The sequence below is a fragment of the Nostoc sp. DedSLP04 genome, from assembly GCF_034530775.1.
GTDB lineage: Bacteria > Cyanobacteriota > Cyanobacteriia > Cyanobacteriales > Nostocaceae > Nostoc.
This window is the reverse complement of record NZ_JAVRCL010000025.1, coordinates 1-21,563: the sequence shown is the minus strand read 5'-3', so window position 1 is coordinate 21,563 and position 21,563 is coordinate 1. Positions and strand designations below refer to the sequence as shown.

General features: G+C 41.2%; 20 protein-coding genes. 8 read left to right on the top strand and 12 right to left on the bottom strand.

Annotated features, from left to right (window positions below; genetic code table 11):
• Positions 1-206: 206 nt before the first annotated feature.
• Genes RMX89_RS16090 through RMX89_RS16080 form a run of 3 tightly spaced genes read right to left on the bottom strand, consistent with a single transcriptional unit; the run spans position 207 to position 3,437 of the window.
• Complete coding sequence (locus RMX89_RS16090) at positions 207-1,481, bottom strand: tetratricopeptide repeat protein (protein WP_322689600.1); 1,275 nt, start codon at positions 1,479-1,481, stop codon at positions 207-209.
• Between the two features lie 56 nt (positions 1,482-1,537).
• Entirely contained in the window at positions 1,538-2,128 is a 591-nt protein-coding gene (locus tag RMX89_RS16085; RefSeq protein ID WP_322689599.1) for a hypothetical protein, read from the bottom strand.
• Positions 2,085-3,437, bottom strand: coding sequence for an ATP-binding protein (locus RMX89_RS16080; RefSeq protein ID WP_322689598.1), 1,353 nt, complete (start codon positions 3,435-3,437; stop codon positions 2,085-2,087). The genes RMX89_RS16085 and RMX89_RS16080 overlap by 44 nt, the downstream gene beginning before the upstream one ends.
• A gap of 162 nt (positions 3,438-3,599) precedes the next feature.
• Here RMX89_RS16080 and RMX89_RS16075 point away from each other — a divergent pair, with 162 nt between their 5' ends.
• Positions 3,600-4,184 carry an Npun_F5749 family FMN-dependent PPOX-type flavoprotein gene (locus RMX89_RS16075; protein WP_322689597.1) on the top strand — a complete coding sequence of 195 codons (585 nt, stop codon included), beginning with the start codon at positions 3,600-3,602 and terminating at the stop codon, positions 4,182-4,184.
• A 163-nt stretch (positions 4,185-4,347) separates the two neighbouring features.
• Here the strand turns inward: RMX89_RS16075 and cysE are convergent, their stop codons facing one another.
• The 9 genes from cysE to RMX89_RS16030 all read right to left on the bottom strand — a co-directional run bounded on the left by cysE (position 4,348) and on the right by RMX89_RS16030 (position 14,387).
• Positions 4,348-5,112, bottom strand: coding sequence for a serine O-acetyltransferase (cysE, locus tag RMX89_RS16070; RefSeq protein ID WP_322673982.1), 765 nt, complete (start codon positions 5,110-5,112; stop codon positions 4,348-4,350).
• A 182-nt stretch (positions 5,113-5,294) separates the two neighbouring features.
• Complete coding sequence (locus tag RMX89_RS16065; RefSeq protein WP_322689596.1) at positions 5,295-5,786, bottom strand: hypothetical protein; 492 nt, start codon at positions 5,784-5,786, stop codon at positions 5,295-5,297.
• Between the two features lie 164 nt (positions 5,787-5,950).
• Positions 5,951-6,280, bottom strand: a complete 330-nt coding sequence (locus RMX89_RS16060; protein WP_322689642.1) for a nucleotide exchange factor GrpE — start codon at positions 6,278-6,280, stop codon at positions 5,951-5,953.
• 9 nt (positions 6,281-6,289) lie between these two features.
• Entirely contained in the window at positions 6,290-6,436 is a 147-nt protein-coding gene (locus tag RMX89_RS16055) for a hypothetical protein (protein ID WP_322689595.1), read from the bottom strand.
• Positions 6,429-7,043: a molecular chaperone DnaJ gene (locus RMX89_RS16050; protein WP_322689594.1), complete on the bottom strand. Its 615-nt coding sequence runs from the start codon at positions 7,041-7,043 to the stop codon at positions 6,429-6,431. The genes RMX89_RS16055 and RMX89_RS16050 overlap by 8 nt, the downstream gene beginning before the upstream one ends.
• Positions 7,044-7,056: 13 nt before the next feature.
• The gene (locus RMX89_RS16045) at positions 7,057-9,789 is read right to left on the bottom strand and encodes a peptidase M, neutral zinc metallopeptidase site (protein ID WP_322689593.1); all 2,733 of its coding nucleotides are present in this window, start codon (positions 9,787-9,789) and stop codon (positions 7,057-7,059) included.
• Entirely contained in the window at positions 9,789-10,298 is a 510-nt protein-coding gene (locus RMX89_RS16040; RefSeq protein ID WP_322689592.1) for a LysM domain-containing protein, read from the bottom strand. Before RMX89_RS16040 ends, RMX89_RS16045 begins: the two co-directional genes overlap by 1 nt.
• Positions 10,295-12,508 carry an Hsp70 family protein gene (locus tag RMX89_RS16035; RefSeq protein ID WP_322689591.1) on the bottom strand — a complete coding sequence of 738 codons (2,214 nt, stop codon included), beginning with the start codon at positions 12,506-12,508 and terminating at the stop codon, positions 10,295-10,297. Before RMX89_RS16035 ends, RMX89_RS16040 begins: the two co-directional genes overlap by 4 nt.
• Positions 12,509-12,725: 217 nt before the next feature.
• The gene (locus tag RMX89_RS16030) at positions 12,726-14,387 is read right to left on the bottom strand and encodes a DUF3352 domain-containing protein (protein ID WP_322689590.1); all 1,662 of its coding nucleotides are present in this window, start codon (positions 14,385-14,387) and stop codon (positions 12,726-12,728) included.
• A 158-nt stretch (positions 14,388-14,545) separates the two neighbouring features.
• Between RMX89_RS16030 and RMX89_RS16025 the strand changes: the two genes are divergently transcribed.
• The 7 genes from RMX89_RS16025 to RMX89_RS15995 all read left to right on the top strand — a co-directional run bounded on the left by RMX89_RS16025 (position 14,546) and on the right by RMX89_RS15995 (position 21,350).
• On the top strand, positions 14,546-14,878 hold the full coding sequence (locus RMX89_RS16025) for a rhodanese-like domain-containing protein (RefSeq protein ID WP_322673985.1): 333 nt from the start codon (positions 14,546-14,548) through the stop codon (positions 14,876-14,878).
• A 465-nt stretch (positions 14,879-15,343) separates the two neighbouring features.
• The gene (gene hrcA, locus RMX89_RS16020) at positions 15,344-16,495 is read left to right on the top strand and encodes a heat-inducible transcriptional repressor HrcA (protein WP_322689589.1); all 1,152 of its coding nucleotides are present in this window, start codon (positions 15,344-15,346) and stop codon (positions 16,493-16,495) included.
• Between the two features lie 121 nt (positions 16,496-16,616).
• The gene (locus tag RMX89_RS16015; RefSeq protein WP_322689588.1) at positions 16,617-17,294 is read left to right on the top strand and encodes a DUF2834 domain-containing protein; all 678 of its coding nucleotides are present in this window, start codon (positions 16,617-16,619) and stop codon (positions 17,292-17,294) included.
• Positions 17,295-17,484: 190 nt separating this feature from the next.
• On the top strand, positions 17,485-18,156 hold the full coding sequence (locus tag RMX89_RS16010) for a hypothetical protein (protein ID WP_322689641.1): 672 nt from the start codon (positions 17,485-17,487) through the stop codon (positions 18,154-18,156).
• A gap of 254 nt (positions 18,157-18,410) precedes the next feature.
• Positions 18,411-19,493, top strand: a complete 1,083-nt coding sequence (gene psbA / locus RMX89_RS16005; protein ID WP_322689587.1) for a photosystem II q(b) protein — start codon at positions 18,411-18,413, stop codon at positions 19,491-19,493.
• A gap of 168 nt (positions 19,494-19,661) precedes the next feature.
• A complete protein-coding gene (gene aroC / locus RMX89_RS16000; protein WP_322689586.1) occupies positions 19,662-20,750 on the top strand; it encodes a chorismate synthase in 1,089 nt (362 codons plus the stop codon).
• A 159-nt stretch (positions 20,751-20,909) separates the two neighbouring features.
• Entirely contained in the window at positions 20,910-21,350 is a 441-nt protein-coding gene (locus RMX89_RS15995; protein ID WP_322689585.1) for a DUF29 domain-containing protein, read from the top strand.
• Positions 21,351-21,563 lie beyond the last annotated feature (213 nt).

Sequence of the window (21,563 nt, the reverse complement as noted above, 5' to 3'; positions counted from 1 at the left end):
AAAGCCTCATTAATGGAGTTCAAAGACTCATTAATGAGTATCAAAGCCTCATTAAAGAAGTTCAAAGACTCATTAATGAGTATCAAAGCCTCATTACAGCAATTTTAATTCACTTAAATCACACTCTCGTCTTCTTCTGTGCGCCTCTACGTGAGATAAAAAACCTTCGCTCCTGTAATTACGAATTACGAATTACGAATTACGAATTACGAATTACGCATTACCCTATCAAGACTTGCACTCACACTTTCAGCATCCGGTGACTGCAATCGCTGCAAAATCTCTAAAGCTGGTTGCAAATAAGATATCGCTTTAGTGTATTCACCCTGCTGTTCTGCCAAAGCTCCTAACCACCACAGAGTCATTGCTAGGCCTTGGACATCTCCAATGCGTTCTCTTATTTCCAAAGACTGATTGAAAAGTGCGATCGCTTCATCCACTTCCCCTTTGTTGGCGTAAAGAATTCCCAGATTGCTCAATGTCGTTGTTTTGCCTTGGACATTACCAATGCGTTCATTTATTTCCAAAGACTGATTGAAAAGTGCGATCGCTTCATCTACTTCTTTTTTGTTAGCGTAGATACCTGCTAGATTGTGCAACGTCGCCGCTTTGCCTTGGAAATTTTCAATGGATTGTGTTATTTCCAAAGACTGATTGAAAAGTGCGATTGCTTCATCTACTTCTCCTTTGTTAGCGTAAAGAATTCCTAGATTGCTCAATGTCGCCGCTTTACCTTGGACATTTCCAATGCGTTGTGTTATTTCCAAAGATTGATTGTAAACTGCGATCGCTTCATCCACTTCCCCTTTGTTGGCGTAAAGAATTCCCAGATTGCTCAACATCGCGGCTTTGTTTTGGACATCACCAATGCGTTCAGTTATTTCCAAAGTCCATTTGTAGAGTGCGATCGCTTTATCCACATCCCCTGTGTCAGCATAGATACCTGCTAGTTCGTGCAACGTCGCCGTTTTGGTTTGGACATCACCAATGCGTTCAGTTATTTTCAAAGACTGATTGTAGAGTGCGATCGCTTTATCCACATTGCCATTGTTGGCGTAGATACCTGCTAGTTCGTACAACGTCACCGCTTTGCCTTGGACATCACCAATGTATTCAGTTATTTCCAAAGACTGATTGTAGAGTGCGATCGCTTTATCCACATTGCCATTGTTGGCGTAGATACCTGCTAGTTCGTACAACGTCACCGCTTTGCCTTGGACATCACCAATGTATTCAGTTATTTCCAAAGACTCATTGTAGAGTGCGATCGCTCTATCCCATTCTCCCAAATGATGATAGGTGTCACCCAGTTCGTGGAGAACGCTGGCTTTGATTTCTGCCAGATTTTCATCTTCTTCAGTCAACTTCAAAGCTTTTAGCAAAAAATATTCTGCTTTTTCTGCCTCAGCAATACTCCTATAAGCTGCTCCTAATTCCTGCAAAATAGTAATGCGGGTACGTACATCTGTTGATTCTTCCATTAGCAAGCGTTCAAGTAAATCAATCCGCTCTTGCCTTTCTGGTAAATCTAAACTTCCTAATATTCTCTCGGACTGAATAGTTTTTCAATAGCCAACTCTTGAGTAGACTCGACTGTTTTAAAATAAAATACTCCTTTTCTCCATGCCCAAAAATCTGGAGCATACTTTGCTAAACGTGTTAAAGCATGATCTGGCAGAAATATCAGTATAGGGTGAGGAACACTATTAGTAAAAGCGTCTCGGACAAAGTTCAAGTCTTGCAGTACAGGCGGATATTCTCCAGATAAACCAATAGATTTTTCTAACCCGATAATAATTAAAACTAGTTTTTTATCTGGTTCTAAATTAATTTCTTTTAAATCACTAATAATCTCATCCCTTAAAAAACGCAAATTAGGATCGGCAAAATTGAGAAGTTCAAACTGAATATCATGACATTGAGGATGGTTATTGAGAATTTTAATTAAAGTATTTCTATCTTCAGCAAAATTAACCGCAACGAACCCAATCGTTAACTGAGTATCAGCAAAGTCAAGAAAGGTTAACAGTTCCGCTAATGACTGCTGATTTATTTGCACAAAAGTTTCTTTTGCTAAATTCAACTCAGGGGTTACTTGTGGTTGATTTGACTGCTTCTTGGAAAGCATGGATTTGCCTCACAACTGGATTAACATAATTCCAGCGATTTTTGCCGTTATATTCAAAAACCCAAAGATTGAACAGCATTAATCTGCCGATTTCATCTTTAGAAACATCCTTATTGACATATACCGCAGCCAAAGCAGAATAGTATTCTGTTGAGATACTTCGCTCAAAATTAAACTGCTCTTGCTTAATCGCATAAGTGATATCATCAGCAGTAACTTTCTCATGCTCACGAGTTGCTGCTGTAATAAATGCTTTTGATGCTATTTGCATCAATTGACGGATGTGACCGCCGCTTGCTTTTGCTAAATCTACCAATAGTTGACGCGATTCAAACACTGCGTCTACTTCAACTCTTTGTTCAATTAAACTCGTGATTGCTGTTATCCCCTCATCATTATAATCTAACTCGTTTTTATCTGGTTCAAACTCATATATGTTGACCATCGGCACAATATTAGGTGTGTCGAAAGTGTTACCCAAATTATTTTCCGAATAGACTATAGAAATTGGCGCTGTATAGATAATCGTACAATGTAGACTTTGTAATTGAAATGCATAATCACAAAATAAATGTTTCGCTACATTTGGAGGAACCCTGTCTAAGTTATCAAATATAATTAAAAATCCTTTTTTATATTCCGGGTATTTGGATTTAAGCTTGACAAAAGCATCACCTAACAACAAATTTATATCTGCTTGTAAACGACCAATATCTTTTTGTAAATTCTGACGAACTGTCTTTCTTTGTTTGTCAGCGCCTTTGATTTGAGCCTGGATTTTACCCAATAGCTTTGAAATAAAGGGAATCTTTATTCCTGCTTCTGCCTCAGGACCGACACTTACCGACCTTTCAACTGTTTGTTCAGTTTCTTGAGTAATTTCTTTAAACCAAGACTCAAAATTATTTAGAAGTCTCGCATCAAAATTTAATTCCGATGCGTATAGGACATCAGCGACTTTTTTAATAATTACCAAATATAAATCTGTGTATTCTGCATCTAATATATCTAGTTCAGCGTCAGCTTCTATATAAATAACTTTATATTGAGATTCCCATTCTTGCTGAATCTTCCTTAATTCTGTACTTTTACCGCATCCCCGATGTCCAGTAAATAAAAGGCTGCAAAATTCTGCGGGTTCCAGAAAATCTAAGCGAGTTTTAATAGTATTAATTGCCTCTGTCTTGCGAACTTTTGATAAATTAACATAATAACGTTCAATATCTCTACTAGTCACTAGAGGAGCTACATCACAAACACGAAAAGCAGCTTTAAGAGTATTAGCACGATTAGCGGGTAAGGAACTCATTAGGTACTATTTATATTAAGAATTTATATATATTACAGCAGCAAAATCTTAAAGCTTCTAGGCGTTAGATAAGTTTTAATAATCACTGGCTCTCAACCAGAAGTATTGAAGTGGTAGTATGTTCAGGAATACCTGACGTTAGATTACCAACAGAATTATATAATGTCTCTTGCTCCTTGGCGAGGTGCGATCGCTCATGCACTCCATCGCAACCACAGCCTTGTTTATGCTCGTTACTTGCAACTAGCAACGCTACAAGCAAATGGTCGCCCCGCCAATCGTACCCTAGTCTTTCGCGGCTTTCTGGACAATACAAACCAGCTAAAATTTATCACGGATAACCGTAGCGCCAAAGCCGACCAAATACAGCAACAACCTTGGGCAGAAGTTTGCTGGTATTTCCCCAATACACGAGAACAATTCCGCATCGCTGGCTGTTTAACCCTAGTAAGCGGTGATGATTCTGACCAGGTTTTCCAGCCAGCGCGGATCGCAATGTGGCAAGAATTGAGTGATGCGGCGCGTTTACAGTTTGCTTGGCCGCATCCTGGTAAACTCAGAGTTGAAAACCCAGAAGCTTTTGCACCACCAGCACCCGAACCCGTGCAGCCAGTGCCTAATTTTTGTTTACTGCTACTCGATCCGGTGCAGGTAGATCACTTAGAATTACGCGGCGAACCACAAAATCGATGTCTTTATCACCGTGATGACCAGCAAGAGTGGTCTAGCCAAGCGATTAATCCTTAAATATTCGAGTAGAGACGCCATTAATGGCGTCTCTACAGTAGTTAGGAGTTGGAAACTGCAAACCTGACATTTATGATTTTTATTGAAAGCGATAGGAAACTCCATCCCGCAAGTGGCGTGGAGTTTTTTATTCCTCACTCCTCACTGTTAACTTCTCACTTTTTTAAATGCCAGCACCATCTAAAAATTCCTGGATGGTCTTATCCTTGAGGTTGCACCAGCGAGGATCGTGGGTTAGTTCATCCTCTTTCGTTGCTAAACTACCCACTAAAACAGGAGTTTTTTCTGAAGAATTGGTGCGCTGAAGAGTTTGTATTTGTTCTTCCAACGCTTCAATCCGGTCTACTAAAGCACGAATTACTTGAGCTTCTGAATCTGGTAAGTTATTGTGTTCAAGAGGTGAAACCCGAACTCCAGAACGATACATAATGCGCCCAGGCACACCTACCACAGTACAGTCTGAAGGCACATCTCTTAAAACAACAGAACCAGCACCAATACGGACATTATTGCCAATTTGGATATTGCCCAGTACCTTCGCTCCCGCTCCAACTACGACGTTTTCGCCCACAGTAGGATGGCGCTTGCCGCATTCTTTACCAGTACCCCCAAGGGTGACACCTTGATAAATTAGAGCATAGTCTCCGACGATCGCAGTTTCACCAATTACTACACCCATGCCGTGGTCAATGAACACACTTTGCCCAATTGTTGCACCAGGGTGGATTTCAATTCCAGTAAAAAACCGAGCCAAGTGAGAAATCAGGCGCGGAATAAAGGGAAGACCAACACTATACAGCCAGTGAGCCAGCCTATGGAATAACAAGGCTTGCAAACCAGGGTAACAAAATAAAACTTCCAACCAGTTACGGGCAGCTGGGTCACGTTCAAATATGATACGAAAGTCAGCACGCAGTATAGATAGCACGAGATAGCACCCTCGGAAAGCACAACAAGCTACTCTCCCATATTATCCTCTCAGGTGTTACACATAAAAGTTGGGCATTGGGCATTGGGCATTGGGCATTGGGAATTGGGCATTGGGCATTGGGCATTAGTTATTAATCACTTAACTCCTAACTCCTAACTCCTAACTCAGCACTCTCCACTTCACTGTTGCTCCACTTTCAAAGTATAATCACGCTTGACTCCAGGATTAAATGTACCTACCCAAATCCGATAGGTTCCCTTTTTCCAGTCGCGATCGCTAACGCTAGCATCTTTACTTTTGCCAGTATCATCGCCGCAACGAATTGTTGTTTTATCTGGGCCTTGGATGATTAAAGTGGTGTCGTTGTTGTTGCTATCAACTTGGATTGTTAGCTGAGGAAAGTCTTTTTCCAAAACCATAATGTGATCTGGTTTGGAATCGGCAAAGCCAATACAGGCTTTTTGATCGCGATCGCGGTTACTTATGGCAGACAATGAGTAAGAACCACCTGTAAACCCCTGCACTATTCCTTGTGCTGAATCAAAGTTTGTTGATAAATTCAAAGTAGCAAAGTTTGCGGTCTGTGCGATTGCAGGGGTAGTTGTGATGGCGGTAAGTATAGCCAACAGCCAACCGCCGCAAAACTGAAGTCGGGGGCGACAGTATTTCATAGTAGCCCTCCAACAGGCTTTTAAATAAGTAGTGATATATACATATTCTAGTAAAAAAATTCTAGTGAAATTTCAATTGGTTGTGCCACAATCAAATGTGCCACAATAAAGGGTTTTGGAAGCAAACAGCTAATTGCTAGGCTATCTATTGATATAAACAGCAGCTACAATTCCCCAACTTCTGATTTGGATGTAATTATCTCTGTTGGACGAAGGGTTTTCTCTCCTAAAGAAAACCCTCGACGAACGATTTTAGTAATTGTTTGATTTGCTAGATCATTTCTTTCTTCACGATCAACAACACGGCATAAATTAAAATCTGGCTGTGTACTTTGCAGTTCTATTTCTATAGGTAATACATGGCGCTTTGCTAGTATACTGAGAAACTTCCGATTAACCGCCCCCATAGACTTGGGTAAACGCTGGATAAACTCTGGGCTGGGATTGGAACTCTGTTCTAGATAATCTAGTAATGCTTCTAATGCATCACCAATTTCTAGTAATTATAAAAATAAATCTTCAGTGTTTGCTGCGGTTTGAGTTTGCTGTTCTCGTAAGGACTGTTGTAATACAACTTTGTCTTTTTTGAGGTTGCTAATTTCTTGTACGATCAAGTCTCGCTGTTCTTGACTGATGATAAAATTAGACATGAGAAACCTCTTTTGATAACATCACTAAAGTTTTCGTTGCCCAAGTTTGCACTTGCAGATGGGTATGGTTAGTTAGAAGCTGACAAAGCTCGATCGCTCTTTCTAACTGTCCAACTATTTTATACACTTTAATCAGCGACATTTGAGCTTGAATGTAATCTTTACTATTCTGGTCTGTAGAGCCTTGGCAGTAGTCTTCGAGATATTTTATCGCTTTGGGATAACGTTCCTCTTTACAAGCTATAATGCCCTCTGTGAATAGTTCTAAGAGGGTCATTGGTAAAGGCTCTCGCTCCAGGCGTTCTTCTTGGGCAGCCTGAACGATCGCTTGGTCTAATCCATCAAATTCTGGCAATAACATCAGTTTAGGTGCTGGCTGAAGCAAAGCTGATAAATCACTATATTTGAACTGCTTAATGGTGGGCAGTATAGGACGCAAATAGTCGGCAATGATGCGTTCCTCTGGTTTTAATAAGCTTTTTTGGGCTTTAGCAATGATATCCACAGGATGTTTTTTCTGCTTCATTGCCATTGCTACAGCTTTTGCAATTTCGGCTTTCGATGCTGCTGGGGATACACCCAGAATGTCGTAAGGATTGTATTCCATTAGATACCTTTAATTAACGAATCTTCAGGCTGTGGTAAATTTCTTGAAAAGCAGGTTCGTCTGGACAAAGTTCATAAGCCCAACGACCTAATTGCTGAATTAAATCAAAAGATAAATCGCGGTTTTGGATACCTTTAAGTAAAGTCTTAATAAAAAAATCAGCCACATAATGACTAATAGAGTCATGTTGTGAGTATTTGGCACGAAGAACGGCTTTATCAAAGCTATTGCATTTCATCAAATTTTGAATATCCTTCAGTTCTTGGCTAAATCCGTAAACTTCTTGGACATTTGGATCGTCTGGGCAAAGTTCATAAGCCCAATAGCCTAATTGATAAATATCTTCAAACCCTAAATCCCGATTTTGGAAACCCTTGATTAATATATCTACACAAATGTTTGACACAATATTACGTAGACGTTGATGCTGGGATTTATTCGCGCGTTGGACAGCTTGTTCAAATTGATTATTTTTTAATAAGTTTTCAATTAATTCTAATTCTTGGTTAAATTCAATCCTCTGAATTAAGTCAATTACGATAGGATTTTGATTGTCAATTTCTTTAATTTTTTGTAGTTCTCTCAGGGCTGTTACTGATGAAATTTGTTCATTAGCAATTTGTTCGTGTATTTGTTCGGCTTTATACTCAGCTAGATAACTTCTAGCGTCTCTACTTCCTAAGAGATCGTACCAAAACTGGGCAAATTCTAAATGTTCTTGAGATTCTGATATTGTTTGACGTTGCAATCCACAAAGTCTGTCTATTTCTTGTTGCCAATCCTTATTAGTTTGAATTTCTGGCTTTGCTTGCTTGAGAGGAATAATTGCCTCTCGCCATTTTTGTTGCTGTAGCTGATAGTAACCTTCATGATAAGCGACAAATTTCTGAGCAAATGCTGCAATATCAGATTTATCTGTAGTTGAGGGTTTAGGTTTAAGTTGAATTGCTCTTTGATAATCTCCTTCTAAACAAGCAGCCACAGCTAATCCCCAATTTGTATAAAGGGAATTTAAAATTTTTTGGTTAGCATTTATCTTATTGTCGTAACTACCTTGCCATTGAGGAAGGTAATGCTGATAACAACCAGGTGTGATAAATATATCCTTTATTTTCATTCCACATTCTGACGGCTCACCCATGAGGCTTAAAGATAGTAACTCTAATCGGTAGCGATCGCGTAAATTCAAATATTCAACAATATTTGTATCTTTATAACTATCTACTAAGGTTGCTATTCGGCGTTTTAATTCTAAAGAAACTGAGGTAAATTCTACAGGTTTATTCTCTAGCCAAGGCACATCTTGAAGGCTTGGATCTTCAGTTATATTTGCTAATGCTGTTGAAAAGGAGATTATCAAAGTAAAAAGCTTTCTAGAGTCAGTTTTAGCAAGATAATAATTTGCTGTTGCCCAATTATGTAAAGTGGTAATATTAGGCTTTGAAATCCAGGCTTTTTCAGATTGGTCGGCAATAATTATCCAATTTTTTTCTTGCCATACTTCCACTTCTAAACGTGGCTGGATATGTTCGTTGAGATTTTTCTCAACTAAGGGATCGGAACCAAATTTTTGAATAAATTGTGTACTTTCTGTTTTAGCATTATCCCAATTTTCAGCTTTTACTAGTTGCTCTATATTCTGTAGTCTTAGCAGGCGTTGGCGTTGGGAAAGGTTTTTAATAATTTCTCGTTGCTTGGCAATGTTAGGAGTATTCAGTCCAAGCCATTCTTTATAAGCTACCTGTAAATCTTCTTGTTGCGCGTAGGCAAATCCCCGTAAGTAAGCAGCTTGTTCTCCAGGTATAGCTTCTAGGTGAGTTAGTGCGGTTGCCCACGCCTGAGTTTTAATTGCCACAAGTGCTAACCGGATTTGGCAGTATGTATCGGGCAAGAGCGATTTAGCATTTGTATAAAGAGATGTAGCCGCCTTAAAATCACCCGCTTTTTCTGCTGCTAGCCCTTGGCGAAACTGTTCTCTTCCTTTAAGTGTTTGTTGTAGTTTTTGGAGTAAATCAAGTCCGTCAAAGCGAGAAAAGTTAGTCAGAGCATTTTTTAAAAGTGCGATCGCTCCTTGTAATCTTCCTTCACTTTCAGCTTGTTGCACCTTTTGAAAAGCAGCATCATAAATTTCTTCTTGTTGGATTTGAGCAACACTTGCAGCAATCGCCTTTTCTAAAGACTCAGTAGAATAAAGCTTTTGTGCGTCTCGGTAAACTGCGATCGCATTTTTATAAAATCGATTTTCTGCTTGAGACTGCGCCTGTGTCACTAAATTTAAAAACTGCTGTCGCCGTTGCAGTTCTTCTTGGTACTGCTTGATTACCCGTGATATGCGATCGTCGTGGAGAATTTTGGTACAGCGCTGATAAATGGCGATCGCATTTGCAAGTATTTGCGTTTCTAAAGGATCGCCCGTATCTTGCTTGAGAAGGGTTTTAGCATTAGCAGCTAGTTTATCTACTTCTGCTACTTGGTAGCGCCACTGCTTTAGTTGCTGACTAAAATTGTCTAACAGCTTACCCAGCAGCAATTGACAAATCAAACGCTCCCAAAAACCTGGTTTTCTCGACCAGACTGCGAGAGCTTTTTCTGCAATTATTACCGCTTCTCGCAGATGTTTATTTTGGGCTAATTGTGCTGCTTTTTGACTTGCTTCTTTAGTCTGTGGTGCTTGCTTCCAGGCATCAACAATGCCCACTCCCAGAAAAGTTTTAGTTAAGGCATTAAAACTATCAAGGATGCTCATTAAGTGCCCTCCTTGCAGTTGGGGATTTTTAACACATCCCCTACGTCTATATCATTTTCCCGCCCTTTGAGTTGAGGGTTGGCTTTAACCATTACTTGCCAAGAAGTTCCCTTGCCACAAAATTTTTGAGCGATCGCGCTGAGGTGATCTCCCGATTTAACAGTATAAGTAATTGGTTTTGAGGGTTCTTTAGCTGTCATAGGGGCAGGATTAACTGGTAGTTTTGGGCGATCGCTAATAACTGGATTAGGAGAAGAGACAGTTAATGTGTGTAACTGTGGTTGCATGAATAAAAAACTGCCCATTGCTCCCAACCCAATGCCAATAATCAGCAGCAGTAAAGCAACTCCTAGTTGCCATTTGCTAATTTTCATTTGTTGCACAGAATTTTCCACCTGCGGTAATTCTTTAAGCATCCGAATTACAGAAAGATCAGTGTCACAGTTAGGACAAGTATTACCTTCAATTTCTTGGTAATCACACACAGGACAGTTGAGCTTCATCTTCATCGCGTTAGCCCTGTGACAATGCTGTTGCTGGGTAACTCCTCATTTAGCCAACGCTTGACATCTGGTTGCAATTCATTCCACAAGCGATTTGCTTCCTGTCCATCGTCACTTTCCATAGCACCAAGCATCCGAGAAAGTTTGTCAGACATGGCATTTGCTTCAGTCGGTGCAACTGCACGAGCTTGACGGATTGCTAAAAGACAAGCTTGAATAAGCTGAACTTGATCGGGTAGATTGTCAAGTTCTCGTCTTGCATCTTCACTCTGAGACTCCATCTTGGAGAGGTTATTGGTGTTGATGGCATCTTGCAATTCTTGACTGAGTTTTTGTAATCGTTCCTGCTGTGGTTGGGGAATTATCGATCCGCAAAGTTTAACTATGCGATCGCATTCATTCATTAGGTACTCGGCTTGTAGGCTTTCCTTAGACATGGATACCTGGAATTTTTTCAAGTTTGCACTAGCGCGATCGCGTAAATCGCTGCGTTCCTCTCCAGTCTTCGGATCGATGATTTGGTTACTTAACTGCACCACTGGTAACGCTAACTTCAGTGCTTCTTCTACACCGAGATGAGTTAGGTTTTGGTCATTGAGTTCTGCGATCGTTTCTTCTAATCCCTTATATATTTTCTCATCTGACCGCCCCCGCGAAAAGGTACAACTCACCCTCTCAGAAGGATCGTTTTTCAATGTGGCAGTCATCCCTAGATCGTTATTTTTTTCATCTAACTCCAAATTGACTAAAACTTCTGTCCCTCTTGGATAAGATTGGTTTAAACCTAACCAAATATCTCCAATACTGTCATCTTCATATATACCATCCAAATCTTCCCTTACTTGATCGGGGCTGAAAAATTGAAAGTGAATCAAACGTTGTCCATCAGCAGCAATTTTAAAAGTGTGAGATGTCGTCACTGGTAAAAGATCACCCCGCTTAATTACTTGCTCTCTACCATCCACTAGCTTGATAAAATAATCACGAGATACTGTAGTTACTTTGTCTGTTTGTCCCGCAGCGACAATTGCTGCACCCTCAGCCACTGCATACATCGGGCGGGGATGCACCACTACTTTATCGGCTCCAAAGGCTTCTCTGACTTTGCGTTGAACTACAGGAATTTGGCAAGAACCGCCAACTAATAACACTACATCCACCATTTCTAAATGATGTTCGGCATCTTGTAGTGCTTGGCGGCAAATTTGAATCGATCGCTCTACCAAATCAGAAATTATTTCCTCAAATTGCTCACGAGTGATTTCTACTTCAATCGGAATGGCAATACCCAATTCGTCGAGTAATTGAGTAGCAGGAGCAATGCGAGATACTGTAGCGGTGCTTAGTTCAACTTTGGCACGTTCTACTGCTAACTTCAAATCGGCGTTAAATCGCACCCGTTGATAATGGGGCATTTTGGTAATCAAGCCATCAATATCAGTAATTCCTTCTTGCTGGGCAAATTGCTGTTTAACAAACTTGACGATCCGAGAGTCAATGTCATCTCCTCCTAACCATAAATCCCCAGCTTTTCCCAGTTCAATAAATGAAGTTCCTGCTGCTTGAATCACTGAAGCATCAAATGTACCACCACCAAAGTCAAAAACTAAAATTGTTTTAAAATCATCCCCAGTTGAAGAAAAACCGTAAGAGATGGCGGCTGCTGTGGGTTCCGGTAGTAGTTCTAGGGGAGTGATTCCAGCTTTGAGTGCAGCTGTGCGAGTAGCATGGCGTTGTTTGTCATTGAAGTAAGCCGGGATGGTAATAACTGCTTGATCTATGACTTCGCCTGTTTTACCAAATCCTTGGCGATAAGCTTGGGCATTTTGCACAACTTTTTTGAGAATTTCAGCAGAAATATCCTCTGGCTGATATTCTTTGCCTCCTAGCCATACTGCAATACCGTTGTCTGTACCCTGACTCGGTTGAGCAATTTTGTAGCCAAATTCTGACTTTTGTTTCTGTACTGCTGGATCGCCAAAACCTCTTCCTATTAGGCGCTTGATGGAAACAACCACGTTTTCAGGATTAGCCCTGAGTTGGTTGTAAGCTTGATCTCCTACCAAAAATTTATTTTGCTCACAAGCAACGACCGATCGCGTCAGTTTCCTATCTGGAGGCGTGTTATCGTTAGCTGTCACCACTTCCACTTCTGCTAACTTAAAAGCAGCGACAGAATTTGTCGTTCCAAGATCAATGCCAATTGCCTTGCCCATTACTGATCGCTACCTAAGTATTGTATAAATTATTTCTGATATATTTGATACTTACTGCCTCATCGAACCTAAATTTCTCAGTCAGCAGCCGATACCTATCCAAAGATTACAAATACAAATAGCAAATGCTACAGAAAATCTACGTAAATATCATGGGGCAAGAAAAGGCAGAAGGTAAAATGATTTTACCTTCTGCACTTGAGCTTTTATGAAAATCTCACGAATTATGGAGTTTGAAGAAAATGCCACCTTTGAGCGATCGCGTGTCAGTTCCATAACTACTGACTGTGAGCGATCGCAGGTTGTTAAAAAATGGTTTACCTAAAACTTCCACTAGTTTGAGAATCGGTACTTGACGCTCTAACAAATTCTGGCTCTTTGTCCAATCGAGATATACATAACCTTGGTTTGGTAGGGGAATTGCCGCGATACTATCTTTGAAATTAGGATTGTCAATTATGGAATTATCCTTGGTTGTGAGAATTTCATCGATCGTCTCCAAGTCAGACGCGAAAATTTCGTAATTTCCTAAAGTTGTGTGCAATCCCCGCACTTTTGTTTCAATGCTGAAAGATTCTCCTTCTTTGACATCACTTTTTTTTGTTGCTGTGGTTAACTCTGTCCAAGCAGATATTTTTTGCTTGTCTATAGTTAAGAAATTAATACTGAGTCCATTGGATGAAGCGATCGCATCTAATCGAGCAACACCTTTCTCCACACTCTCGGATTTTTCTACTACAAAAATCCAATGAGGAGTTGTTTGCTCTTTCCCAGGTAACAATCCTATGGCATATTCTCCTTGTACCCAACTGAAAATATCCTTTGGTAAGTTTATACCCCAGCGTTTTTGAACATCTGCTAAAGGTTTTGCTAACCGAGAAACCACATCTTCCCCAGAACCATATATAGTTGCTGTTGCTTGTTTCCAGAGTTTGGCTAAATCACTGTCAGCCAAATTACTCAAATTCGAGCCGGAAATTGCTAAACCTGCGGATGCTGGAACATACTGCAATGCTCCCACAGGTTTAGATAGTGGTGCAGATGGAGGGACAATTTCCGATGAAGTCAAAATGCTGGTTTCTGCCAGCAATCCTTGGGGATTCAATACTAAAGATATGATTTGACTGTTATAAAGTTGTTCTGGTAACTCTAACCCTTGCCATTTTGCGACGATGGGAAGATTCAAGAAAGCTACAGCTAATCCCCCTTTGAGTCGTTCTTTGGTAGCTTTTTTGTATTCGGGTGAGCTAGTTAAATTCAGATCGGGCGCTTGGACGTTATTGATAGCATCTCGTAGTACTTTCGGATCGTTGGCAAATAAAACGAAGCCTTCACCGACAACAGCACCAGCAAGCAAGTCACGTTCTGGCTGGGAATTGTCAGAAATCAGTTTTACACCTTTATATTGTTCAACAGCTAAGTTTGCACCAGCTAAGGCTCGTTTAGAAAACAACAATTCGACAAACTCGCGGCTTTTCTCTGGTTGCTTGGTTGCTAGTGCTAACAGATATCCTGGCTGCTGTCCGTTTTCTGGGTCGCGGTCGATATCTAAGCTAGTTATAGCTAATGTAATTTCGTCCCCTAACCAGGGTTGAATGTCTTGTTTGTAATCTATGCCACTCTTGGCAAATAAACTGGTTTTGAGTTTAGATAATTCCTCCTCGCGCTCCAACGCCTGCAAACGGTCAGGATTGGTCAATAATGAAACCATTGCAGGAGAAAGTTTTGACACGAATATGGCTGCACCTGGCCCAGAGCTAGAAGCAATGAGATTAGCCGGACTTTTAGCGAAAAACCAGTAAAAGCCTGCGATCGCAATTACTAGCAGGGCGATCGCCCCAGCGACGATAAAACCGATAAATGAACGTTGCCTATTCACATTAAACCTATTAAAAAAGACGGTTTACAGCCATTTAAGCAGAAAGCCTAGCAGAATTAATCAACCTTCTTGAGAATGGATACTCATGCAAAGGCAGAGATTTTCTGTCACCATAAATAGGATTAGGACTGTTTATCGGGAATTCTTTTAGTCAACCCATGAACCAAATTAGTGTAGAAGAACTGGCGCAACGTCTTTCTTCTAGTGATGTAAGTATTCAGCTAGTAGATGTGCGTGAACCAGAAGAATTGGCGATCGCTAGCATTGAGGGCTTTGTTAACCTACCTTTAAGTCAATTTGCCGAATGGGGAGATCGAGTACCTACCCTCTTCAATCCCGAAGCCGAAACCTTGGTGTTATGCCACCACGGCATCCGCTCTGCCCAAATGTGCCAGTGGTTGATTGCTCAAGGTTTTACAAATGTGCAAAATATTTCGGGTGGTATTGATGCCTATTCCCAATTAGTAGACTCTTCAATTCCCCAGTATTAGCTTCTGCTCGGATACATCATTCAGATGGAACTTACTCTTCCATCTGAATTTTGCTATGCTAAACATAGAAGTACATCTATTTAGAGGCTTGCCGGAAAGTTTGAAATTTGGGCATCACCTACATCTGCATAAAAATGTTGGATTGCTCTAAATTACAGTTCGGCAGTAACCCCTGAAGAAAATACGTATCTAATAATACTGTTGCAAGCATAAATTTATGCAAAAGTACGGTTAGAAAAAAGCATCGGAGGGGTACATTATAACTAGCAGCTTTTGCAAAAAAATTGAGCTACTAGTTCAACCCTAATCTTAAAAAATGCTTTGTATATAAACTTTAAAAATACTTATCATAATATAGTTATATAATTTGATATCTTAATAAATTATTAATATTTTCTGTTTCGATTAAATCCACAAATTTCTTGAGAGTTTGATTAAAATCTGCCTTCAGCAAAACATACCATAATGGAAGTTCAGTTAACAAATCGACAACAGCATATACTTTGGGCAACGGTACGTCACTACATTGCTACGGCAGAGCCAGTTGGTTCAAAGGCTTTGGTTGAGGAGTACGATCTGGGTGTAAGCTCGGCGACAATTCGCAATGTCATGGGTGTTTTAGAAAAGTCTGGATTGCTCTACCAACCACACGCTTCTGCTGGACGTGTACCTTCAGATTCGGGCTATCGCATTTATGTTGACCAGCTAATTACGCCTTCTCTGTGGTCGCGCAGCGTGTCGCAGACAGACGCTACGCGGAGCTTGCTTCCACAAAGTGCTACGGAAATTTTAGGGCGAGAAGTAGAGGTGGCATTGCAAAAGCAGCTACAGTGGCAAGATCGGAGTTTAGAAACCCTACTGCAAGGAGCCGCGCAGATTTTAGCAACCTTGAGTGGTTGTATTAGCTTGATTACTATACCGCAAACGACCACAGCGCTATTGCGACATCTGCAATTAATGCAAATTGAAGCCGGACGGATCATGCTGATTGTGGTGACAGATGGTTATGAGACACATTCTAAATTGATGGATTTGTCGCTAACACCAGAAGAAAGCCAACGGGATTCAGAGGTAATAGATCGCGAGTTGCAGATTGTTTCTAACTTTTTGAATAGTCACCTGCGGGGGCGAAGTCTGTTGGAATTAGGCCACCTCAACTGGAGCGAACTAGATCAAGAATTCCAACGCTACGGGGAATTTTTGAAAAACTCAGTTGCCGAATTGACTCGTCGCACTCTTGCACCGACTGCAACCCAAATTATGGTTCGGGGTGTGTCAGAAGTTTTGCGCCAGCCAGAATTTTCCCAGTTACAGCAAGTACAAACAATTATCCACCTGCTGGAAGAAGAACAAGACCAACTGTGGCGATTAATATTTGAAGAACCAGAACTAGAGGATGGTGGAAAACCAAAAGTAACGGTTCGCATTGGCGCAGAAAATCCATTAGAACCGATACGCACCTGCACCTTGATTTCTTCTAACTATCGCCGAGGTTCGATACCCGTAGGAAGTGTAGGAGTTTTGGGGCCAACGCGTCTAGATTATGAAAGTGCGATCGCAGTAGTAGCATCTGCTGCTGATTATCTCTCAGAAGCTTTCAGTTATTTCAATCCTTAATTAGCGGTTAATCTTTAGGAACAAGCCGCTACGCCTCTAGGGGAGGAAACAATACCACATAGCAAGCACATAGCCGTATTTGTAACGGCAAAATCAATAATTAATACTACTTAAATCTTTCATGCTTAGAAAAATTGCCTTTAGTCTACTGTGGCTGGGATTTGTTGTCTATGGTTTTTTTCTCGCACCTCCTGAGCAACCTGGTACATTCGAGTTAATTAAAAACCTTTCTATTGGCCAGTGGCAAGGCGTTAACCCGTTAGTCATAGCATTATTCAACCTCATGGGCATCTGGCCTCTTATTTACAGCGCAGTAGTCTTTATTGATGGTAGAGGACAAAAAATACCTGCTTGGCTGTTTGCTACTGTCTCTTTCGGAGTTGGTGCTTTTGCATTGTTGCCGTACTTAGCCTTTAGAGAACCAAATAATAAATTTGTCGGTAAAAAGAATACCTTGCTCAAGCTGTTAGATTCTCGTGTGACTGGGGTTGTCTTGATGGTAGCCACGGTTATTCTAGCTGTCTATGGTTTAAGAGGAGGAGATTGGAGTAATTTTGTGCAACAGTGGCAAACCAACCGCTTCATCAATGTGATGAGTTTAGATTTCTGTCTACTTTGCCTATTATTTCCAGCTGTGCTAGGGGATGATATGGCGCGTCGTGATTGGAAAAATCCACAGATATTCTGGCTAATAGCGTTGATACCGCTATTAGGGCCATTGATTTATTTGTGTGTACGTCCACCTCTACCAGACGTAGGTGTTGAGGCAATACGCAGTCAGCAAACAGCTGCAAATTAAAGCCTTTTTAATTCCTAATTAAAGACAGTTTCAGTTGGGGACTAAATCTCCAACTGAAACAAAAATCACGTATATATTTACCCCTATTTTTCAACAAGCTAAGGGCAGCGTTCTACAAAAAGGTGGATTTAGACGCAAAAAATACGAACTATAAATTAGTAATTATGTTAGATGCACCCATCTAAAAATGATGAATAGAAAAGTTGCATTGTGGTTACTATGGCTTGGATTTATCGCCTATATCTTACTGTTAGCACCGCCCTTGCATTTACAGGAAACCCTAATTCTGCTGAAAAATATATTTACTCTTCAGTGGCTTGACATAAATCCAATTATCCTTTCCTTGTTTTCTTTAGTCGGGATCTGGTTACTAATTTACAGTGGTTTGTTGTTCATTGATGGCAGAATGCAACGAATTCCTTTTTGGCCTTTTGCCTTGGCATCAGTAGGATCGGGAGTGCTTGGTTTATTACCATATTTGGCTTTTCGCGAACAAAATCAAGAATTTTCTGGACAAAAGGATACTTTTTTACGACTGCTAGATTCTCGTTTTTTTGGGATTGTTTTGAGTTTAAGTACTGTTGGCTTGCTCACCTATGGGTTTGTCTTAGGTGACTGGGGAGATTTTGTGCAGCAGTTTCAAGGCGATCGCTTTATTAATGGCATGAGCTTGGCATTTTGCCTTTTTTGTCTTTTATTCCCCACAATCCTTGGCGATGATATGGCTCGTCATCACTGGAATAATCCCCAGGTGTTTTGGGCAGTAGCGTTTGTCCCGCTACTCGGCCCACTTGTTTATCTTTGCTTGCGCCCGCCCTTACCATCAACTATTCGTGAAAAATCGTTGATAGCTAATCGGTAGTAAATTTCTTCTATTGATCGCCAAGGTTCACTGCCAGAAAGGAGTGTGGGAGTTTTGGAGGCAACGCACCTAGATGATAAAAGTGCAGAGCCTCCCTTTTTCAGTGAATTGGGGACTTTCTGTTGTGGGTGCGTAAATCCCAAGAGAAAATTTTTTCTGAAAGTACTTTACAAAACGCAATAAATTCTTTAAGATGTGTAACAGGTAGTCAAACCTACCTAAATTCATCTGCAAATAATCGCATTTATAAAACAATGACAACAACCATCCAACAGCGCCAAAGCGCCAATGTATGGGATCGATTCTGCGAATGGATCACCAGCACCAATAACCGGATCTACATCGGTTGGTTCGGCGTAGTCATGATCCCCACCTTGCTAGCCGCCACCGCTTGCTTCGTAATCGCCTTCATCGCTGCTCCTCCAGTAGACATTGATGGCATCCGCGAACCAGTAGCAGGTTCCTTGATTTACGGAAACAACATCATCTCTGGTGCAGTAGTTCCTTCCTCCAACGCCATCGGTTTGCACTTCTACCCAATTTGGGAAGCAGCTTCTCTTGATGAGTGGTTGTACAACGGCGGCCCTTACCAGTTGGTAATCTTCCACTTCCTGATTGGCGTATTCTGCTACATGGGTCGTGAATGGGAACTATCCTACCGCTTAGGAATGCGTCCTTGGATTGCAATTGCCTATTCAGCACCAGTAGCAGCAGCAAGCGCAGTATTCTTGGTATATCCCATCGGACAAGGTTCTTTCTCTGATGGTATGCCCTTGGGTATAAGTGGAACCTTCAACTTCATGATCGTGTTCCAAGCAGAACACAACATCTTGATGCACCCCTTCCACCAATTAGGTGTAGCAGGTGTATTCGGCGGAAGCTTGTTCTCTGCAATGCACGGATCTCTTGTAACTTCCTCCTTGGTTCGTGAAACCACCGAAACCGAATCTCAAAACTACGGTTACAAGTTCGGTCAAGAAGAAGAAACCTACAACATCGTTGCGGCTCACGGCTACTTCGGTCGGTTAATCTTCCAATACGCTTCTTTCAACAACAGCCGTTCACTGCACTTCTTCCTCGCAGCATGGCCTGTAATCGGAATCTGGTTCACCGCCTTGGGTGTAAGCACAATGGCGTTCAACTTGAACGGTTTCAACTTCAACCAATCAATCATTGACTCTGAAGGTCGTGTGATTTCAACTTGGGCGGATGTAATCAACCGCGCTAACCTGGGTATGGAAGTAATGCACGAGCGTAACGCTCACAACTTCCCTCTCGATTTGGCTGCTGGCGATTCTGCTCCTGTAGCAATAAGCGCTCCTGCTATCAACGGTTAATTCTGAAGTTTAGCTAAATAAGAAAGCGCCCTCTGGTAACGGAGGGCGCTTTCTTATTTGTATAGGTAAAGGCTATACGTCAAACATTCCAAGTGCCAAAGCATAAAAATTAACTTTTGCACAAACTCTAGGTAAAATACATAAGCCTCATACTTTTTCTTTAAGATCATGGGCAACACTTTTGGTCATCTATTTCGTATAACTACTTTTGGTGAATCTCACGGCGGTGGTGTGGGGGTTGTGATTGATGGTTGTCCTCCACAACTAGAAATTTCGGCAGAAGAAATTCAAGTGGAATTAGATAGAAGGCGTCCAGGACAAAGTAAAATTACGACACCTCGCAAAGAAGCAGATACCTGCGAGATTTTATCAGGGGTATTTGAAGGCAAAACACTAGGAACGCCTATAGGAATTTTGGTACGAAACAAAGACACTCGTTCCCAAGACTACGACGAGATGGCCGAGAAGTATCGCCCTTCTCATGCGGATGCAACTTATGATGCAAAATATGGCATTCGCAATTGGCAAGGCGGGGGTAGGTCGTCAGCGCGTGAGACAATTGGCAGAGTAGCAGCAGGTGCGATCGCTAAAAAAATTCTCCGTCAAGTTGCCAATGTTGAAGTTATCGGTTATGTCAAGCGCATAAAAGACTTGGAAGGTGTAGTCGATCCAAATACCGTTACCTTAGAACAAGTGGAAAGCAACATCGTGCGCTGTCCCGATGCTGAATGTAGCGATCGCATGATTGAATTAATTGAACAAGTTGGAAGACTTGGTGATTCTATCGGTGGAGTCGTAGAATGTGTAGCGCGTAACGTACCAAAAGGTTTGGGCGAACCAGTTTTTGATAAATTGGAAGCTGATATCGCTAAAGGTGTGATGTCTCTCCCTGCTAGCAAAGGCTTTGAAATCGGTTCAGGTTTTGGCGGAACGCTGTTAACCGGAATTGAGCATAACGACGAATATTATATTGATGAAAATGGTGAAATTCGCACTGTAACTAACCGTTCTGGTGGTATTCAGGGGGGAATTTCCAACGGGGAAAATATCATTTTACGAGTTGCATTTAAGCCGACGGCGACAATTAGAAAAGAGCAAAAAACAGTAACTCGTGAAGGAGAAGAAACCCTATTGGCTGCAAAAGGACGACACGATCCTTGTGTGTTACCGCGTGCAGTTCCAATGGTTGAGGCGATGGTGGCGCTAGTGTTGTGTGACCATTTGTTGCGGAATCATGGACAGTGTAAGGTCTTGTAATTAATAGAGCGATCGCTTTTAAAAGATAGTCTCACATTCCTGACTTATTAAATAAGTCGGGAATATTGTTTTTACTAGCTGTAGCGATCGCACAACAATCGCCGAACGGTGTAAGATGTTTAGTACAGCGTTGCATTAAGCAGAGAAGGGCGATCGTTGATGAGTAAGGCAACGAGCTACGACCAAGACTTTCTGTTGTGGACACAACAACAAGCCGAGTACTTGAAGAAAGGATATTGGGCTGAGTTGGACGTTGAACACTTGGTAGAGGAACTAGAGGCTTTGGGTCGTAGTGAACAGAAAGAACTCGGTAGCTATTTGCAGGTGCTGTTAATGCACTTACTTAAATGCCAGTATCAGCCTGAGCGAAGAACCAAAAGCTGGGATATTACACTGTCAAACTGCCGAGATCAAATTCAAGATTGTTTGGAAGATACTCCCAGTTTGCAGCGTTTTCTTCAAGACCCAGTATGGATACAAAAATATTATCGACGTGCTTGTCGTGATGCAGCTAAAGAAACTCAAAAATTTGTTGAAAATTTTCCTGCTGAATGCCCATTTATAATTGAGCAGATTCTTGATCCAAGCTTTTTAGCTTAAAATATATTTGAAAATTTGATTTTTCAGGCATCCTATCACAAATTTTTATGCTGTCCTATTTGACGGCACCAATCTCTATAAGAAATGAACACTCTTTGGAAATCATCTTCAGATGGTAAAATTCCATGATGAGCAACAATATTTCGCAAATCCTCTAGTCTGGAGTTTAGACTAAGCTATGCAAAACGACCCAGCAGGGCTGAGTTAATCAGA

Coding starts and splice junctions, on each gene's coding strand:
- RMX89_RS16090 (WP_322689600.1), bottom strand. CDS start 1,481: ATGGAAGAATCAACAGATGTACGTACCCGCATTACTATTTTGCAGGAA.
- RMX89_RS16085 (WP_322689599.1), bottom strand. CDS start 2,128: ATGCTTTCCAAGAAGCAGTCAAATCAACCACAAGTAACCCCTGAGTTG.
- RMX89_RS16080 (WP_322689598.1), bottom strand. CDS start 3,437: ATGAGTTCCTTACCCGCTAATCGTGCTAATACTCTTAAAGCTGCTTTT.
- RMX89_RS16075 (WP_322689597.1), top strand. CDS start 3,600: ATGTCTCTTGCTCCTTGGCGAGGTGCGATCGCTCATGCACTCCATCGC.
- RMX89_RS16065 (WP_322689596.1), bottom strand. CDS start 5,786: ATGAAATACTGTCGCCCCCGACTTCAGTTTTGCGGCGGTTGGCTGTTG.
- RMX89_RS16055 (WP_322689595.1), bottom strand. CDS start 6,436: ATGTCTAATTTTATCATCAGTCAAGAACAGCGAGACTTGATCGTACAA.
- RMX89_RS16050 (WP_322689594.1), bottom strand. CDS start 7,043: ATGGAATACAATCCTTACGACATTCTGGGTGTATCCCCAGCAGCATCG.
- RMX89_RS16045 (WP_322689593.1), bottom strand. CDS start 9,789: ATGAGCATCCTTGATAGTTTTAATGCCTTAACTAAAACTTTTCTGGGA.
- RMX89_RS16040 (WP_322689592.1), bottom strand. CDS start 10,298: ATGAAGATGAAGCTCAACTGTCCTGTGTGTGATTACCAAGAAATTGAA.
- RMX89_RS16035 (WP_322689591.1), bottom strand. CDS start 12,508: ATGGGCAAGGCAATTGGCATTGATCTTGGAACGACAAATTCTGTCGCT.
- RMX89_RS16025 (WP_322673985.1), top strand. CDS start 14,546: ATGAACCAAATTAGTGTAGAAGAACTGGCGCAACGTCTTTCTTCTAGT.
- hrcA (WP_322689589.1), top strand. CDS start 15,344: ATGGAAGTTCAGTTAACAAATCGACAACAGCATATACTTTGGGCAACG.
- RMX89_RS16015 (WP_322689588.1), top strand. CDS start 16,617: ATGCTTAGAAAAATTGCCTTTAGTCTACTGTGGCTGGGATTTGTTGTC.
- RMX89_RS16010 (WP_322689641.1), top strand. CDS start 17,485: ATGAATAGAAAAGTTGCATTGTGGTTACTATGGCTTGGATTTATCGCC.
- psbA (WP_322689587.1), top strand. CDS start 18,411: ATGACAACAACCATCCAACAGCGCCAAAGCGCCAATGTATGGGATCGA.
- aroC (WP_322689586.1), top strand. CDS start 19,662: ATGGGCAACACTTTTGGTCATCTATTTCGTATAACTACTTTTGGTGAA.
- RMX89_RS15995 (WP_322689585.1), top strand. CDS start 20,910: ATGAGTAAGGCAACGAGCTACGACCAAGACTTTCTGTTGTGGACACAA.